This window comes from Paraburkholderia pallida, from assembly GCF_004524855.1.
GTDB lineage: Bacteria > Pseudomonadota > Gammaproteobacteria > Burkholderiales > Burkholderiaceae > Paraburkholderia > Paraburkholderia oxyphila.
In genome coordinates, this window is sequence record NZ_CP038149.1 from 2,289,616 (window position 1) to 2,305,930 (window position 16,315).

General features: G+C 65.6%; 13 protein-coding genes. 9 read left to right on the forward strand and 4 right to left on the reverse strand.

What is annotated here, in order from left to right:
* Positions 1 to 29: 29 nt before the first annotated feature.
* Positions 30 to 755, reverse strand: a complete 726-nt coding sequence (locus E1956_RS25385) for a pirin family protein (RefSeq protein WP_134753996.1) — start codon at positions 753 to 755, stop codon at positions 30 to 32.
* A 156-nt stretch (positions 756 to 911) separates the two neighbouring features.
* Between E1956_RS25385 and E1956_RS25390 the strand changes: the two genes are divergently transcribed.
* From E1956_RS25390 to ahpF, 3 genes are all read left to right on the forward strand, one after another.
* Positions 912 to 1,820, forward strand: coding sequence for a LysR family transcriptional regulator (locus E1956_RS25390; protein WP_134753998.1), 909 nt, complete (start codon positions 912 to 914; stop codon positions 1,818 to 1,820).
* Positions 1,821 to 2,237: 417 nt separating this feature from the next.
* Positions 2,238 to 2,801, forward strand: a complete 564-nt coding sequence (gene ahpC, locus E1956_RS25395) for an alkyl hydroperoxide reductase subunit C (protein WP_134754000.1) — start codon at positions 2,238 to 2,240, stop codon at positions 2,799 to 2,801.
* A 180-nt stretch (positions 2,802 to 2,981) separates the two neighbouring features.
* Entirely contained in the window at positions 2,982 to 4,583 is a 1,602-nt protein-coding gene (ahpF, locus tag E1956_RS25400) for an alkyl hydroperoxide reductase subunit F (protein WP_134754002.1), read from the forward strand.
* Positions 4,584 to 4,656: 73 nt separating this feature from the next.
* On the opposite strand, the gene E1956_RS25405 is transcribed toward ahpF, so the two are convergent.
* Both E1956_RS25405 and mprF read right to left on the reverse strand, forming a co-directional pair.
* On the reverse strand, positions 4,657 to 6,042 hold the full coding sequence (locus E1956_RS25405; protein WP_232071612.1) for a virulence factor family protein: 1,386 nt from the start codon (positions 6,040 to 6,042) through the stop codon (positions 4,657 to 4,659).
* Positions 6,039 to 8,651 (reverse strand): bifunctional lysylphosphatidylglycerol flippase/synthetase MprF, encoded by a 2,613-nt coding sequence (gene mprF / locus E1956_RS25410; protein WP_134754004.1) that lies wholly within the window; start codon positions 8,649 to 8,651, stop codon positions 6,039 to 6,041. Before mprF ends, E1956_RS25405 begins: the two co-directional genes overlap by 4 nt.
* A gap of 568 nt (positions 8,652 to 9,219) precedes the next feature.
* Here mprF and E1956_RS25415 point away from each other — a divergent pair.
* Positions 9,220 to 10,383: a porin gene (locus tag E1956_RS25415; RefSeq protein ID WP_134754006.1), complete on the forward strand. Its 1,164-nt coding sequence runs from the start codon at positions 9,220 to 9,222 to the stop codon at positions 10,381 to 10,383.
* 165 nt (positions 10,384 to 10,548) lie between these two features.
* Here the strand turns inward: E1956_RS25415 and E1956_RS25420 are convergent, their stop codons facing one another.
* A complete protein-coding gene (locus tag E1956_RS25420) occupies positions 10,549 to 10,935 on the reverse strand; it encodes a DUF2917 domain-containing protein (RefSeq protein ID WP_134754008.1) in 387 nt (128 codons plus the stop codon).
* Positions 10,936 to 11,413: 478 nt separating this feature from the next.
* Here E1956_RS25420 and E1956_RS25425 point away from each other — a divergent pair, with 478 nt between their 5' ends.
* From E1956_RS25425 to E1956_RS25445, 5 genes are all read left to right on the forward strand, one after another.
* On the forward strand, positions 11,414 to 11,650 hold the full coding sequence (locus E1956_RS25425; protein ID WP_134754010.1) for a hypothetical protein: 237 nt from the start codon (positions 11,414 to 11,416) through the stop codon (positions 11,648 to 11,650).
* Complete coding sequence (locus E1956_RS25430) at positions 11,631 to 12,359, forward strand: GntR family transcriptional regulator (RefSeq protein ID WP_133193521.1); 729 nt, start codon at positions 11,631 to 11,633, stop codon at positions 12,357 to 12,359. Before E1956_RS25425 ends, E1956_RS25430 begins: the two co-directional genes overlap by 20 nt.
* A 426-nt stretch (positions 12,360 to 12,785) precedes the next feature.
* On the forward strand, positions 12,786 to 14,033 hold the full coding sequence (gene frc, locus E1956_RS25435; RefSeq protein ID WP_028219030.1) for a formyl-CoA transferase: 1,248 nt from the start codon (positions 12,786 to 12,788) through the stop codon (positions 14,031 to 14,033).
* Between the two features lie 171 nt (positions 14,034 to 14,204).
* Positions 14,205 to 15,038, forward strand: coding sequence for a fumarylacetoacetate hydrolase family protein (locus E1956_RS25440; RefSeq protein WP_134754012.1), 834 nt, complete (start codon positions 14,205 to 14,207; stop codon positions 15,036 to 15,038).
* Positions 15,039 to 15,218: 180 nt separating this feature from the next.
* On the forward strand, positions 15,219 to 16,229 hold the full coding sequence (locus E1956_RS25445; protein ID WP_134754014.1) for a hypothetical protein: 1,011 nt from the start codon (positions 15,219 to 15,221) through the stop codon (positions 16,227 to 16,229).
* Positions 16,230 to 16,315 lie beyond the last annotated feature (86 nt).

The window sequence follows — 16,315 nt, forward strand, 5'->3', positions numbered from 1 at the left end:
TCAATGAAAGGTTGACGCCAGGGCCCCGGTTACGACCAGAGCTCCGACACCTCGATATTACGCAGATCGAACACCAACACCTCGGCATCGTGTCCGTCGGTGAAGGTCAGCTCGCGCTCCGAGCGAATCCGCGCGCCGTCGCCTTCACCCAGCTCCACGCCGTTGACCTTCACGCTGCCGCGCGCCACGTGCACATAAGCGTAGCGATCGGCGCCAATCTCGATCTTCGCGCTTTCCGCGCCGTCGAACAGGCCCGCATAGACCCGCGCGTCCTGGCGCAGCTCGAGCGACTCGTTGGCGCCGTCCGGCGAGAGGATCAGGCGCAGCTTGCCGCGCTTTTCCTCGCCCGGAATATTCTTCTGCAGATAGCGCGGCTGCGCGCCCTTCACATTCGGCGCAATCCAGATCTGCAGGAAGTGCACCGGCTGTTCGGCCGAGTGGTTGAACTCGCTGTGCGCGACGCCCGTGCCGGCGCTCATCAGCTGCACGTCGCCGGGGACGATCACCGAGCCGGTGCCCATCGAGTCCTTGTGCTCGAGCGCGCCTTCCAGCACGTACGAGAAGATTTCCATGTCGCGGTGCGGGTGCTTGCCGAAGCCGCGCGCCGGGGCGACGCGGTCGTCGTTGATCACGAGCAGGTCCGAGAAGCCGATCTGCTGCGGATCGTAGTAGTTGGCGAACGAAAACGTGTGGCGCGAGCTGAGCCAGCCATGTTCGGCACGGCCGCGTTGATCTGCCTTGCGAAGTTCGATCATGTTCGTTTCTCCTGTTGGCCGGAGTGGGCGCCGAGGCGTCTTGCTCCAGGCCGGTTGATCAATGTCCTGCTGCGATGAACGTCAGTTTAGGTCAACCAGCATGAGATGGAACGTCGTAAAATACGACTCACTGTCATGTGAGGGTGGACAATAGAGATGCAATTCGACGACATGCGAATCTTCGTGAACACCGTGGACGCAGGCAGTTTCACCTCGGCGGCCAACCGCCTGCGGCTTTCGAAGCAGTTCGTGAGCCGCCGCGTGGCCGCGCTGGAAGCCGATCTGGGCGCGCGCCTGCTCGTGCGCAATACGCGCAAGCTGGCCGTGACGGATCTCGGCCAGGAGTTCTACGAGCGCGCCAGGCGCATCCTCGCCGATGTGGCCGACACGGAGCAGGCCATGTCGGCGCGGCGCTCGGAGCCGCGCGGCCTGCTCAAGGTGAGCGCGCCGATGTCGTTCGGCATGGCGCATCTCTCGCCGCTCGTCGCCGAATTCCTGCGCGCGCACCCCGACGTGCACTTCGACATGGACCTGAGCGACCGCAACGTCGACGTGATCGGCGAGGGCTTCGACATGGCGCTGCGCATCGGGCGGCTCGCGGATTCCACGCTGATCGCCCAGAAGCTCATCGACGTGCGCATGATCCCGTGCTGCAGCCCCGGCTACCGGCGCCGCCACCGCGCGCTGCAAACGCCCGACGAGCTGGCGCATCACGCCTGCCTGCCCTACGGGCAGCAGGGGCGCGCCGCGTGGGAGTTCATGATCGACGGGGTGCGCACACCGTTCGAGGTGCACGGGCCGCTGCGGGCCAACAACGGCGAGGTGCTCCGCGACGCGGCCGTGGCGGGCCTCGGCATCTGCTATCTGCCTGACTTCATCGTGGCGGGATCGGTGGATGCGGGGCTGCTCGTCGAGGTGCTCGAACCGTTCATTCCGCCGCCCAATGCGCTGCACGTGTTGTATCCGCAGCATCGTGAAGCTTCCGTGACCATCCGCGCGTTTACGCAATTTCTGCGCGAGCGCCTGACTGCCCGTGCGGCAACCGCGCGCGGCGGTGCGCTTTGACGCGGATGATCTGCGGAATGTGTGCGCAGGGCTTGAGATTTGGCGGTTGCGCCCGCATCTAGAAGACTGCCGGCACGGCCGGCCGCTGAGGCTGAACAGGTGCGACCGGCGAGGTGCGACCGGCGAGGTGTGGCCGGCAAGCAGCGCGAGTGCGCGGGCATGAAGCCTTCGCGCATCGGGCACATGAGGCGCAATGTCGCAATTTCGTTGTATGCTCACCGCCCCGAGGGTTGTCCGGGCCGCTTGACGCGGGCGTGCAACGCCGTGCTGGCGGGCTTCGCAGGCCCCATCAGGAATGGCTATGGGGATCGATAGACCCGCTTTATTTCGGCGATCAACGTAATCAATTTTTCAAATGGTCGAGGTTCCCGTAACCTTCGTCCATACCTTTTCCAACCCAGAGCGAGGAAACAACTGATGTCTCTCATCAACACGCAAGTCAAGCCGTTCAAAGCCACCGCTTACCACAATGGCAAGTTCGTTCCGGTTTCGGAAGAGAACTTCCTCGGCAAGTGGTCGGTTGTGGTGTTCTACCCGGCTGACTTCACGTTCGTGTGCCCGACCGAACTCGGCGACCTGGCTGACCACCACGCCGAATTCCAGAAGCTGGGCGTTGAGATCTATGGCGTGTCGACCGACACGCACTTCACGCACAAGGCCTGGCACGACACGTCGGACACGATCGCCAAGATCCAGTACCCGCTCGTCGGCGACCCGACCGGCGCGATCACGCGCAACTTCGACGTGATGATCGAAGAAGAAGGCCTGGCGCTGCGCGGCACGTTCGTGATCAACCCGCAAGGCGAGATCAAGCTGTGCGAAATCCACGACAACGGCATTGGCCGTGACGCCAAGGAACTGCTGCGCAAGGTTCAGGCCGCTCAGTACGTTGCTGCTCACCCGGGCGAAGTGTGCCCCGCCAAGTGGACGCCGGGCGCTGAAACGCTCAAGCCGTCGCTCGACCTCGTCGGCAAGATCTAAGCGTCGCGCATTCAATGCGTTTCGCCTGAAACGCATGACGCTGATATCGCACTGAGCTGTATCTCCGGGCCGCACGCTAGCGGCTTGCGGCCCGGACGCCTCGCTGCAAGGCCCAAAAAGCTTTCGCAACAGCAAAAATTAATTAGCATTCCCACGCTTCTTCTCTAGCCGGAACACGCCATGCTCGACGCAAATCTCAAGACCCAACTGAAAAGCTACCTCGAAAAAGTCACGCAGTCGATCGAGATCGTTGCGTACCTGGATGACGGCGAGAAGTCGCAAGAACTGCAGCAACTGCTGCAGGACATCGCTTCGCTCTCGGATCGCATCACGCTCGAGGAACGCCGTGGCGCCGCAGCCGGCGACGCGCGTACCCCGTCGTTCGAGATCAAGCGCGCGAACTCCGACGTCAAGGTGACGTTCGCGGGCATTCCGATGGGCCATGAATTCACGTCGCTCGTGCTCGCGCTGCTGCAGGTGGGCGGCCACCCGGTCAAGCTCGAGAACGAAGTGGTCGAACAGGTGAAGGCGCTCGACGGCGCGTTCACGTTCGAAGTCTATATGTCGCTGTCGTGCCAGAACTGCCCGGAAGTCGTGCAGTCGATCAACGCGATGGCCGCGCTCAACCCGAACGTGCAGATCGTCACGATCGACGGTGCGCTGTTCCAGGACGAAGTCGAGAAGCGCCAGATCATGGCCGTGCCGACCATTTACCTGAACGGTGAAGTGTTCGGCCAGGGCCGCATGGGCGTCGAGGAGATCCTCGCGAAGCTCGATACCGGCGCCTCGGCGCGTGCCGCTGAAAAGCTGAACCAGAAGGACGTTTTCGACATGCTGATCGTCGGCGGCGGCCCCGCCGGCGCCGCAGCCGCGATCTATGCGGCGCGCAAGGGCATTCGCACTGGCGTGCTCGCCGAGCGTTTCGGCGGCCAGGTGCTCGACACGATGTCCATCGAGAACTTTGTCTCGGTGCAGGAAACGGAAGGGCCGAAGTTCGCGACGGCGCTCGAGCAGCACGTGCGCGCCTATGACGTCGACATCATGAATCTGCAGCGCGCCGAAGCGCTCACAGCGGTGGGCAACAGCTTCGAAGTGCGCACGCAAAGCGGCGCGACGCTGCGCGCGAAGAGCGTGGTGCTGGCCACGGGCGCGCGCTGGCGCAACGTGGACGTGCCGGGCGAGCAGGAATACCGCAACAAGGGCGTGGCGTACTGCCCGCACTGCGACGGTCCGCTCTTCAAGGGCAAGCGCGTCGCCGTGATCGGCGGCGGCAACTCGGGCGTGGAAGCGGCCATCGATCTCGCGGGCATCGTGAGCCATGTGACGCTGCTCGAATTCGGCGCGCAACTGCGTGCTGACGAAGTGCTCCAGCGCAAGCTGCGCAGCCTGCCGAACGTCACGGTGCACGTGAACGCGCAAACGACGGAGATTTCCGGCGACGGCCAGAAGGTCACGGGCCTCGCGTATCTCGAGCGCACCACGGGCGAGAAGCATCACGTCGAGCTCGAAGGCGTGTTCGTGCAGATCGGTCTCGTGCCGAATACCGAATTCCTCAAGGGCACGGTGGCGCTCTCGAAGCACGGCGAGATCGAAGTGGATGCGAAGGGCCAGACTTCGGTGCCGGGCGTGTTCGCCGCGGGCGACGTGACGACCGTGCCGTTCAAGCAGATTGTGATTGCCGTGGGTGAAGGCGCAAAGGCTTCGCTTGGTGCGTTTGACTACCTGATCCGCTCGTCGGTGGAGCAGGAAGAAGACGCCCGGGCAGCGGCCGTGGAGGTTTGAGCCCCCAAGGCCAGACAAGTTTGTCTCTCTTTGAACGCGCCGGCTTTTAGCCGGCGTTTTTTTTGGGGTTCCCTCACCCCCGCGCCGCAATCTCCTTCTTCCACCCCGCAATGATCTTCGCTGCGAGCGTGCCGTAGTCGCCGTCGAAGTGATGGCTGCCGTTCGTCTTCACGAGCTCGATGCCGGTGTTCGCCAGCGCCGGGCACAGCGTGTCTTTTTCATCGGCGCCATAGACGCATTGCACGATCGCAGGCGGCACCTTCGCAAGCTCCGGACGCACCTGCAGCGCCTTCTCGCTCGCGGGCATGCCGAGCCAGCCCGTCACGCGGATCTGGAAATCCGCGTCGGGCGCGAAGCCGAGCAGCGACATGTACGAGACTTTCTCGCGCAGCGCGTCGGGCAGGCGGTTATAGGCGAACGGCATCACGTCCGCGCCGAACGAGTAGCCCACCAGCGCGATGTGCTTCGCGTGCCAGCGCGCGGCATAGGTCTTGAGCACGCGCGCGAGATCGTGGCTCGTCTGCGCGGGCGTCTTCTCGCTCCAGAAGTAGCGCAGCGCATCCCAGCCGATCACCGAAATACCCTGCTTTTGCAGGGCCTCGGCGATCGTCTTGTCGAGGTCGCGCCAGCCGCCGTCGCCGGAAATCACGACGGCGAGCATATCGGTCGGCTGCGCGGCGGGCAGTTCGACGAGCGGCAGGTCCGACACGTCTTCCTCGTTTTCCGCCTGCACGCGCAGATGCGGCGCGGTCAGCGCGACGAGCTTGTCGGTATCGGCAACGGTGGCGGCAAACGTTCGCGGTGTCGCGCCGGTTGCTCCGGACGCAGGCACTGGCGGTTTGGTTGCGCCAGCAACAGTCGTCACACCTTGCTCGAAAAAGCCAGGCAAGCCCTTGCCGCGCGAGAGCGTCGGATCGGCGGGGCAGGGGGCGAAACGCGCATCGAGCTTCGCAGCGGGATCGAGCGACACCGCGCCCGCCATCGTGTTCGCGGGCGCCTGCGAGAGCATGCGCTGCGCGATGAGCGCGCCTTCGCCGCTGCCGATCGCGATCGGTGCGAAATACTGGTGCGACGCCTCCTGGCGTTCGAGCTGATGGCTGAGCGCTTCGGCGTCGGCGTAGAGCTTGTGGCAGGTCTCGGTCTTCACCGCCGCGAGGTTGGTTGCGTAGCGTTCCGTATCGACACCCACGACCATGGCGCCGTGTTGCGCGAGGGCGTCGGCGCGGGTCTGGTCGGCGGCGTTCCAGTGCTCGCCCGCGGAGAACAGCACGGTAAAGCCGCGCATCGCGCCGATGGGTTTCGTCACGGCGACGTCGCCATAGCGGCCGCCCGAGACGTGCGAGACCGCCGTGTTTGCGGGCGGTAGCGTTGCATGGGCCTGAGCTGCGCAAAGCGCGAGCATGGCGGCGCCCGCCGCGGCGCCGGCGCGGCGCGGCAGCGAGAGAGTACGAAGAATCATGAGCGCCAGCCTCCTGCCAGCAACGAAAGATCCGCGAGGGTGATGAAGACGCTGATCGAGCCCGAGGCGGCCAGATAACGTGGTTCCCAGCGCGGCGCGAACTTGTTCTTGAAGCCGCGCAGCCCCCGGAAGTTGTAGAACTTGCCGCCGAAACGCCAGATCAGCCCGGCGAGGCGGTGCCACGACGAAGCCAGCGGCGTCGGCCCCATGCCGGCCAGCGGCGCCATGCCGAGCGAGAGCGATTGATACCCGGCGGCCTTCAGATGCAGCGCGAGCTGCGTGAACAGATACTCCATCGCGTAGGGCGAGGCGCCCGGCAGATGGCGCATCACGCCGACCGTCGCGTCGGTGTTGAGGTCGGTCGTCATGAAGGTGACGAAGGCGAGCGGCGCGCCGTTCTGGCGCACGAGCAGCACGTTCTGCGCGGCGAGATAGTCGTCGTCGAAGGCGGCCACCGAGAAGCTCTTCTCGCGCACGTCACGCTCTTCGAGCCAGGCGTCCGAGATCGCGCGCAGCACCGGCAGGCTATCGGTCATCTGCGCCGGATCGAGGTGCTCGAAGCTGAAACCGTCGCGTTCGCCGCGCTTGAGCGCATAGCGCAGATGCGCGCGCTGCGGGCCCTTGAGATCGAACTCCTGCAGCATCACGCGGGCTTCCTCGCCGAGCTTCATCAGCGTGAGGCCGGCGTCGAGATAGAGCGGCAGCGCGTCGGCGCGTACCTGATAGAACGCCGCCCGGCCGCTGTGCGCGTGCGCGAGCGAGACGAACTGGCGGATCAGCGCGGGCCATTCGTCGCGCGGGCCCACCGGATCGTGCAGCGCGGCCCACGTGCGGCCGTGCTTCGCGTACATGAGGAATGCGTTGCGCGACGAAGAGAACAGGAAGCTCTTGTCGCCCATGAGCGCGAGGCCCGCGTCGCTGCGTTCCTGCGCGCGCACGATGCGCGCGGCTTCGGCGAGGTCTTCGCTCGCGGGGATCACGAAGCGGCCCGCCGCCGGACGCAGCAGTTGCCACGACGCGAGCGCCGCCGCGAACACGCCCGCGCCGAGCGTCGCGCGCAGCGCGCGCGGCGCGCGTTCGTCGAAGGCGAACTGCCACCACAGATGCTGCGTGTACTCGACGTCGCGGAAGGCGAAGAACAGCACCCACACGGCGAGTGCGATCACGCAGCCCACCGAGGCGAGCCAGGCCGGCGTGAAGGGCTCGGCGAACAGCGACGAATGCCGGTTGAAGCGGCCGCGCGTCACCAGCAGGAGCGCGATCAGCACGCACAGCACGCCCGCTTCGACGAACGCGAGACCCTTGGTGAGCGAGAGCGCGAGGTTGGCGACCGCGAGCACGAGGGCGAGCCACCACGCGGCGTCGAGGCGGCGCAACAGGCCGCGCGCGACGAACAGCAGCAAGACGCCGAACAGGCTGCCGAGCAACTGCGAGCTTTCGAGCACCCAGAGCGGGATGAAGTTTTGCAGCAGCTCGATGCGATGGGTGAACGCGGGCGTGGCGCCCGAGATCACGAGCATGCTGCCGGTCACGAAAGTGACGATGGCGAGAAACAGCGGGGCGAGTTGCGAGACGCCGAGCGCGCCGCGCCGCGCGAAGTTCGTGTTGAGCGGATTCTTGAGCGCGCGGCCTTCGAATACGGCGAGCAGCGCGGCCGAGAGCGCGAGCGGCGCGCCGAAGTAGATCGCGCGATAGGCGAGCAGCGCGGCGAACACCTTGGGCGCCGGCACGCTGGCGCCGAGCGCGAACACCATCGCCGCCTCGAACACGCCGATGCCGCCCGGCGTATGGCCGATCAGGCCGAGCAGCATGGCGGCGGTGTAGACGGTGAGGAAGTCGGCGAAACCGATATGCGCGTGCGGCATCACCGACCAGAGCGCGAGGCCCGCGCCCGCCACGTCGAGCGTCGCGAGCAGCAACTGCGCGACGAGGTCGCGCCGCGCGGGCACCGCGAAGCGCAGCCAGGCGCGCTTGAACGGCTCGATCTCGCGCGCCTGCGCGGGGCAGGCCGCGACGAGCACGGCGCCGAGCGCGAGCACGATGCCGCCGATCCAGCGCAGCGCCACGGGGGAGAGGTGCAGCAGGCCCGATAGCGTGTCGGCGGCGCCCACCATGCCAAGCGCGGTCATGAGCGCGAGGGCGAGCGCGAGCGTGACGCTCGTGAACACCGTCATGCGGCCGATCTGCGCGGCCGTGACGCCCGCGCCGCCGTAGACGCGGCAGCGCACGGCGCCGCCCGTGAGCGCGCCGAAGCCCGTGACGTTGCCGAGCGCCGAGCCGGCGATGGCGCCGACCCAGAGCGCGCCGCGAGAGACTTGCGCGCCGAGATAGCGCAGGCCGATGGCGTCGCGCCCGACGAGTGCGACGAAGCTGATGGCGGTGGCGCCGAGCGCGCCCGTCCATTGCGTCGGGCTCAGGTGCCAGAGCTGGCGGATCACCGAGCGGTAGTCGACGGAGCGCGAGAGGTGCTGAAACACCAGCAGCAGGAGCGCGCAGATGCCGATGGCAAGGGCCGGTGCCACGAAGCGCTGCAGACGCAGGACGCGGGCGCGGCGGCGCAGCGCCACGACGACGGCGCGCGCGATGCGCGAAGGGGGCAAATCAAGCATGGGTAGGCCTGGCGATTCTCAGATGCCGCCCGGGCGCCGTGGCCGGCGTCCGCTGGGGCGGCATCGCATGTTGTTCGTTACGCTGGTCCGGCTGCCGCGCGATTTCGCGGCACACGGTGCGAGGGGCCGTGACGGCGAACCAAAACGTAAACGCTTAGTAAATGACTGGTAAAGCAGCAAACGCGTGGAGGGGATGAGCGGTTGACCGGGTCTCGGAAGAAACGTCAGACGAAACCGCAAACGGGACCGGATGAGCACGCAACAACGCAGGCCCGGATTTTACCGCGCATTGCATCGTCTTTTGTCTGATGAATAGAAGAGGATGCCGTGGCGGCCTCAATGAATCATGCGCTACATACATCGCCGGACGCGCCACGACGTTCGCTTCGCCTGGCATGACTGCGCCGCGCGACGCAATGATTTACGGCCGGGCACGCCTGTTTCTGAACCCGCTGTTAACAATTCGAGACACGCTTTTTAATTCTTTTACTTCGCGTGTCGGTGGGGGTAGTCTGATCCGATCACGTGCTGTTTGACTGCGGAAGTTTGACTGCGCCGGGAGAAAGACGTGAAGAGACTCGCCCTGACTTCGCTTTCGTTCGTCGCGCTCGGCGCTGCCGGCGTGGCGCATGCACAGACCAGTGTCACGCTATACGGCACCATCGACACCTCCATCACCTACGTCAATCACGCAAACGGCAACAAGAACCTCTGGGCGCTCGGCAACAGCAGCTACGGCAATCTCTCGGGCTCGCGCTGGGGCTTGAAGGGCGCTGAAGATCTGGGCGGCGGCCTCAAAGCCATCTTCCAGTTGGAAAGCGGCTTCAATCCGTCGACGGGCCAATCGGCCCAGGGCGGCCGGTTGTTCGGCCGCCAGGCGTACGTGGGCCTGACCGCGGCGCAGTACGGCTCGCTCACGCTCGGGCGTCAATACGACCCGCTGATCGACCTCGTGCAGGGCATCACCGAGGACAACTACTTCGGCTCGGTCTTCGCGACGCCCGGCGACGTCGACAATTACGACAACAGCTTCCGCGTCAACAACGCCGTCAAGTACACGACGCCGGTCTGGAACGGCCTGCAAGCCGCCGCCATGTATTCGTTCGGCGGCATCGCGGGCTCCACGGGCTCCGAACAGTCGTACTCGGCGGCCGTCGCCTACAACAACGGGCCCATCGCGCTGGCGGGCGGCTACTTCTACGCGGCCAACAGCCAGGCTGGGCTCGGCATTCGCACAGGCGGCTGGAGCAGCACCTCGGACGGCACCTTCGACGGGCCCATCAACAGCGGCTATGCGAGCGCTCACTCACTTTCCATCGCGCGGGCGGCGGCGCAATACTCGATGGGCCTGTTCACGTTCGGCCTCGGCTACAGCAACTCGCAATACGCGCCGGACGCGAGCTCGGTGTTCCGCAGCACCGAGAAGTACAACACGGGCCAGGGCTTCATGAACTATCAGCTGAGCCCGGTGCTGCTGCTCGGCCTTGGCTACACCTACACGCATGCCAATGGCGACACGAACGCGACTTACCACCAGGTGTCGATCGGCGCGGACTACAACCTCTCGAAGCGCACCGACGTCTACATGACCGCGGGCTGGCAGCACGCGAGCGGCGACCAGGGCGATGGCTCTGGCGGCTCGATGCCGGCCGAGGCTTCGATTGGTTCATACGGCTACAACGGAACGTCGACGCAGACCATGTTCAACCTGGGCCTGCGGCACAAGTTCTGACGCGCGCGTTCTGATGCGTGTTCTGACGCATTAGCGCGCTTTGCTTCGCGAAGGCCGGATGTGCCGCATGGGCGGCGCGTCCGGCTTTTTTACATGAGGGCAGGGCGTGAAGTGCCGCTGGCTTGCGCTGCGGCACCGCCCTCGATCGCTGCTCGGCCGCCGCCGCTAGCGCGCGAGACGCACCGTGAGCAACGCCAGTCGGCCGGCGCAGCGGGCGGCTGCGCGCCGCACCGCCGCAAACGGTGGCCGCCATGCGCTCGTGAGCGTTACACGCGCAGCGGCGTTGCCGTCGTCAGCGCTGAGCCAGAGGCGTTCGCCACGGTAGACCCGCAGCGTTTCGCCGGGCTTCAGCCAATGATCGTAGGGCGAGCGGGCGCGCGTGAGCCAGATGCGCGCGCCGTAGACACGCAGCGTGCTGTCGGCGCGTACGCGCCAGGTGAGCGTTGCGGCAACGGGCACGGCAAAGTGGATCGAGACAGCCGGCAGCGCGTCGTCGTGCGCGAGGGCACTGAAAGCATCGTCCTGATCGGCCTGCTGAGAAGCGGAATCCATCGTGTTCTCCAATATCGGGAGCCGACGGACGGGGCACTGCCACCCAAAAAAACAAAAGCCCCGTCGATGCCGGCGGGGCTGTGTGATTTGCGTAAGGACAGACTGGACTACCCGGATTGCTCGTACGCACACATTCCCCGTGACATGCCTTTCGGCGTATGCCACGGATGATTCATCGCGTTTGCGTGGATGAAGGGGGTGGAGGTGTGCATGGGTCGAGTGTGCGGGGGCGCCGCATGCGCTGTCAACAAGATTTGTACGATGAGTGGCCGGCGGGTGGCAGGCGCCCTGATGCGGTCGCTTTGTTTTGTCCTCTGGCGGCCATCCCGCCCCTTGCCGCGCGCGGCGGTTTCCTCCAGGATGGGTTGCTCGTCATGTCGAATGTCTGCATTTGATATATCACATACAAAATATTGATTTTTGTCGCGACGCAGCATATGATTGAGTTATTCGACGATTCAATCTTGCGGAGCTTCAAATGGATTTGGTTTCTCTCGCACTCTTCGGTTTGGCAGTTGTGGGCTTGGGCGCCGCGGCTACGGTTATGATCGCCAAATGGCTGCCGCAGTCGGCCATCGAGCAGGCGGCGGAACACGGCCGTTATGTCGGTCTTGGCGAGGCGCCGCGCGCGAAGCCGGCCGAGCAGGCACAGCGCCGCCCGCGAGCCGGCGTGCAGGTTGTTAAAGAGGCAATGAATGTCGTCAGAACACACTGAAGCAGTCGCCACCCGGGACGCCGCGCCGCTCAAGCTGGCGCTGCAGCCCATCAACGCCACGCTGAGCCTGCGCGATCAGGCTTATGCGATGTTGCGCCAGGCTATCGCCGACGCCGATATCTATCAGACGCGCGAAGAGATCCGGCTGGACGAGCGCGTGCTGAGCGAGACGCTCGGCGTGAGCCGCACGCCGGTGCGCGAGGCCATGACGCTGCTGGAGCAGGAAGGCTTCCTGCGCATGGTGCCGCGCCGCGGCATCTATATCGTGCGCAAGAGCAAGCGCGAGATCGTCGAGATGATCCAGATGTGGGCCGCGCTCGAAAGCATGGCCGCGCGCCTCGCGACGATCCACGCCACGGACGAGGAAATCGCGAAGCTGCGCCACATGTTCGACAATTTCCGCGACAGCACGCCGGCCGAGCATATCGCCGAGTATTCGGACGCCAATATCGCGTTCCATCAGGCGATTGTCGAGCTGTCGAAGTCGCAGTTGATCCTCGATACGATCAAGAACATCTTCGTGCACGTGCGCGCGATCCGGCGCATGACGATCTCGCAGAGCGACCGCGCTTCGCGCTCGATCGTCGATCACCTGCGCATTATCGAGGCGCTCGAAAAGCGCGATACGGAGCTTGCTGAGCGGCTCGTGCGCCAGCATTCGCTCGATCTCGCGGCGTACGTCGAAAAGCATTGCGACTTCCTCGACTGAGCGGCGCGAGACGGCAGTCCTCCTCGTAAGACAGGCGGAAGACCTCATGGTCTTCCGCCTTTTTTGTTTCGGGCGCGGCAATCGGGGGAGAGGGGGCGGCCCCCCGAGACTTTATGCGCATCAAGCTTGGCAACCCGCATCCCGCACACCGAATCTGAAATATCTCGCGACGATCGACTCGGGGTTTTCCCTTCCCCGTGGCGTGGCAAGAGCCCGTAAATCCCATCAAAGCCATACCAGATAAGGCTTCCGGCTTGTTCGTCCTGCATTTGCACGCGGTAAATCCCCTCTTGCTTCGTTGTGATATATCACATACTGTATTGAGCAAGGACGCAGCAAGGCAGTAACCCGCGGACGCCCTGGCGTTCCCGCAGTCCACCGATTTTCGAAACTCGCCCGGCCACGACTAACCAAGGGAGACATGACATGGGCAAGGCACTGGATGGGGTGCGCATTCTCGATTTCACGCATGTCCAGTCGGGTCCGACCTGCACGCAATTGCTTGCATGGTTCGGCGCCGACGTCATCAAGGTGGAGCGCGCCGGCGCCGGCGACATCACGCGCGAGCAGCTGCGTGACCTCCCCGACGCGGACAGCCTGTACTTCACGATGCTCAACGGCAACAAGCGTTCGCTCACGCTCGACACGAAGAATCCGCAGGGCAAGCGCGTGCTCGAGCGGATGATTCGCGACTGCGACGTGCTAGTCGAAAACTTCGCGCCCGGCGCGCTCGAGCGCATGGGCTTCAGCTGGGAGCACATCCAGGAACTGAACCCGCGCATGATCGTCGCTTCGGTGAAGGGCTTCGGCCCCGGGCCCTACGAGGACTGCAAGGTCTACGAGAACGTCGCGCAATGCGTGGGCGGCGCCGCCTCCACCACGGGCTTCGATGACGGCCCGCCGGTCGTCTCCGGCGCGCAGATCGGCGACAGCGGCACGGGCCTGCATCTCGCGCTCGGCATCGTCACGGCTCTGTATCAGCGCACCCACACCGGGCGCGGCCAGAAGGTGCTGGCCGCCATGCAGGACGGCGTGCTCAACCTGTGCCGCGTGAAGCTGCGCGACCAGCAGCGGCTCGAGCGCACCGGCGTCATGAAGGAGTATCCGCAATACCCGAACGACGGCTTCGGCGATGCCGTGCCGCGCGCGGGCAACGCCTCGGGCGGCGGCCAGCCGGGCTGGATTCTCAAGTGCAAGGGCTGGGAGACCGATCCGAACGCGTACATCTATTTCATCGCGCAGGCGCCCGTGTGGGACCGCATCTGCAAGCTGATCGGCCGCGAGGAATGGATCGACGACCCGCTTTACGCCACGCCCAATGCACGCCTGCCGCATCTGAAGGAGATCTTCGCCGAGATCGAGCGCTGGACCATGCATCGCACCAAGTTCGAAGTGATGGCCGTGCTCAATCGCCAGCACATTCCCTGCGGTCCGATTCTCTCGATGAAGGAGATCGCCGCCGACGAGTCGCTGCGCGCCACCGGCACCATCGTCGAGGTCGATCACCCCGTGCGCGGCAAGTACCTCACGGTCGGCAACCCGATCAAGCTCTCAGACAGCCCTACCGATGTGACACGCTCGCCGCTCCTCGGCGAGCACACGGACGAAGTGCTTGCCGAGTTCGGCTATAGCGATGCGGATATCCGCTCGCTGCGCGCTTCGGGGGCGATCTGAACACAGCTGCGAGTCGCCACGCGTAGTGACGTGAAAATCGACACGTAAAGCGGCATGCGAAATATCGATGCGGGCGCAACGATGCGCCCGTGCCCATGAACGAGTGAATCTTTGAACCGCTGGACCGCGCGGCACAGGCGTGCTGCGCGCCACGCAACGATGGAGCGAAGCATGGACACATGGATGCGCTTGATGGCGAACGACGGCAGTATCGTGTTCGGCCGCGTAGAAGACGGCTATCTGCACGAATACGAAGGGCTCGATCAAGCGGTGCCCACGGGCGCCGTGCTCTCGCTGCGCACACTCGCGCCGCTTGCGCCGTGCGCGCCGGGCAAAGTGGTGGCGCTCTGGAATAACTTCCACGCGCTCGCGTTGAAGCTCGAGAAGCCGGTGCCCGAGCATCCGCTCTTTCTGATCAAGCCGGCGGAATCGGTGATCGGTTCGGGCGTGCCGATTCGGCGTCCTGCCCACTATGCGGGAAAAATCGTCTTCGAAGGCGAGCTTGGCATCGTGATCGGCAAGCGTTGCCGCAACGCGAGCCTCGCCGAGGCCGAGGATGCGATCTTCGGCTACACGATCGTCAACGATGTGACGGCTGCAGGATTGCTCGCCGAAAATCCGCACTTCCCGCAATGGTGCCGCGCCAAAGGTTTCGATACTTTCTGTTGCCTGGGGCCTGCCATCGTCTCGGGCTTCGACTGGCGCAGCGCGCGTGTCGTCACGCGGCTCGATGGTGTGGAGCGGCAGAACTATCCGCTCGACGACATGGTGTTCACACCCGCGCAGCAAGTGAGCCTGATTTCGCAGGACCTCACGCTCGAGCCGGGCGATGTGATCGCGTGCGGGACTTCGTTGGGCGTGGGCTCGATCGGCGACGGCGCGACGGTCGAGGTCTCCATCGAAGGTATTGGCACGTTGTCGAACACGCTTGGGCCGCGACCGGATGGCGACGCGCAGTCTCCGGCGGGCGCGGGCCGCGAGCGCCAGTCGGCCACGGTTGCATAGCGGAAAGACCAGTGGGACGGCGTGCCGAAGCGGGGCGCGATGCACGGCGTGAGGTACCGCGTGATGCATCGCGCGACGAGGCGGCCGATCGAGGGCGCAAAGGCAACAGGCGCCACAGCAGGCATACGAAGCTCGAACTGATGACGCGCGCGGCCTGAGCGCCGCGTGCGAGGAGGAGAGATGCCGGAGCAACTGGCGGGCGACCTGGTATGGCTGGGTGGCGGCCTGGTGTTCGCGTGGCTGGTGTGTGCATTTGCACAATTGTCTGCGTTCGCGCCGGCATGGGCGCTTCGCGCGCCGCGGCGCGCGAAGCCGCGCTGCAAGCGTGCATGCGAGGCGAAGCCGCGTTCGCGCAACGCGCTCGCCATATCGTTCGCACTGCTCTTGACCGTGCCGCCGGGTTTGCTTGCGGCGCTCGTCGCGCATGTGCCCGATGCGCTCGCCGCCGCGGAATGCGGCGCCCTTGCCGGCTTGTGGCTGGGCGCACGGCACGACCTCGCGAAGCGCGCACGGGCCATGGCCGCGGCGGGTTGCATGGTGGGTGCGGCTTCCATCTGCGTCTCGTTCGCCAGTTTTCTCCTGCTGCCTGAGTTGCCCGCCTCCGGGCGCGCCGCGCTCTACATCACGGCGACGCTCGGCGCGGTGCTCTCAGGCGCCGCTGCGAACGCGCTCCTATGCGGTGCACGCATGAGCGAGCGCAGCCGCTTGCCGCTCCGGCAGGTCGATCGTGTGGTCCATGCCATTGCGTTCGCTTTGTTCGGGATACTGGGCTACGGCTTTGCGGCGGTGCGTATGGCCTCGGCCGAATTCGGGCTCTCGGTGCTGGTGGCCGCCTGCGTGCTGGCTGCCGCGCTCGGCGTGCGTCTCATGGGCGGCGCGCGCCGACCTGCCGCGCCGCGTCCCGGCACCGTGCGCGTGTCCGCCGGTGCGCAGGCCAGTGTGCCTTCGCAGATCGCGTCGAAGCCGCTCGCGCCAGCGCACTTCGTGAGCGTGCCGGGCCAATGGCTCGTCGCGGCCGGCGGCCGTGACGCCCTCGAGTCCGCGAGCTTCGACATCTGGCTCGCGGACTGCGACCCGTCCTGCGAAGCGCCGCGTGCATCGCATCACGCCTCACAGGACCTGCCGCGCCGAAGGCGCAACCGCAACCGCAGCCGCCATGGCGCGCTCAGGCAGCGCCAGGGGCCGCACTAAAGCCACACATTCAGATAGTCGGGGAAAGGTACCGCATCGATTTGCACCCCTTGGCAACGCCGTCCGGCGCAGCGCCGTCTGCCGGC

Excerpts from the sequence above, each read along its gene's own strand:
- E1956_RS25430 (WP_133193521.1), top strand. The coding sequence starts at position 11,631 with ATGTCGTCAGAACACACTGAAGCAGTCGCCACCCGGGACGCCGCGCCG.
- ahpF (WP_134754002.1), top strand. The coding sequence starts at position 2,982 with ATGCTCGACGCAAATCTCAAGACCCAACTGAAAAGCTACCTCGAAAAA.
- E1956_RS25440 (WP_134754012.1), top strand. The coding sequence starts at position 14,205 with ATGGACACATGGATGCGCTTGATGGCGAACGACGGCAGTATCGTGTTC.
- mprF (WP_134754004.1), bottom strand. The coding sequence starts at position 8,651 with ATGCTTGATTTGCCCCCTTCGCGCATCGCGCGCGCCGTCGTCGTGGCG.
- E1956_RS25445 (WP_134754014.1), top strand. The coding sequence starts at position 15,219 with ATGCCGGAGCAACTGGCGGGCGACCTGGTATGGCTGGGTGGCGGCCTG.
- ahpC (WP_134754000.1), top strand. The coding sequence starts at position 2,238 with ATGTCTCTCATCAACACGCAAGTCAAGCCGTTCAAAGCCACCGCTTAC.
- frc (WP_028219030.1), top strand. The coding sequence starts at position 12,786 with ATGGGCAAGGCACTGGATGGGGTGCGCATTCTCGATTTCACGCATGTC.
- E1956_RS25390 (WP_134753998.1), top strand. The coding sequence starts at position 912 with ATGCAATTCGACGACATGCGAATCTTCGTGAACACCGTGGACGCAGGC.
- E1956_RS25405 (WP_232071612.1), bottom strand. The coding sequence starts at position 6,042 with ATGATTCTTCGTACTCTCTCGCTGCCGCGCCGCGCCGGCGCCGCGGCG.
- E1956_RS25385 (WP_134753996.1), bottom strand. The coding sequence starts at position 755 with ATGATCGAACTTCGCAAGGCAGATCAACGCGGCCGTGCCGAACATGGC.
- E1956_RS25420 (WP_134754008.1), bottom strand. The coding sequence starts at position 10,935 with ATGGATTCCGCTTCTCAGCAGGCCGATCAGGACGATGCTTTCAGTGCC.
- E1956_RS25425 (WP_134754010.1), top strand. The coding sequence starts at position 11,414 with ATGGATTTGGTTTCTCTCGCACTCTTCGGTTTGGCAGTTGTGGGCTTG.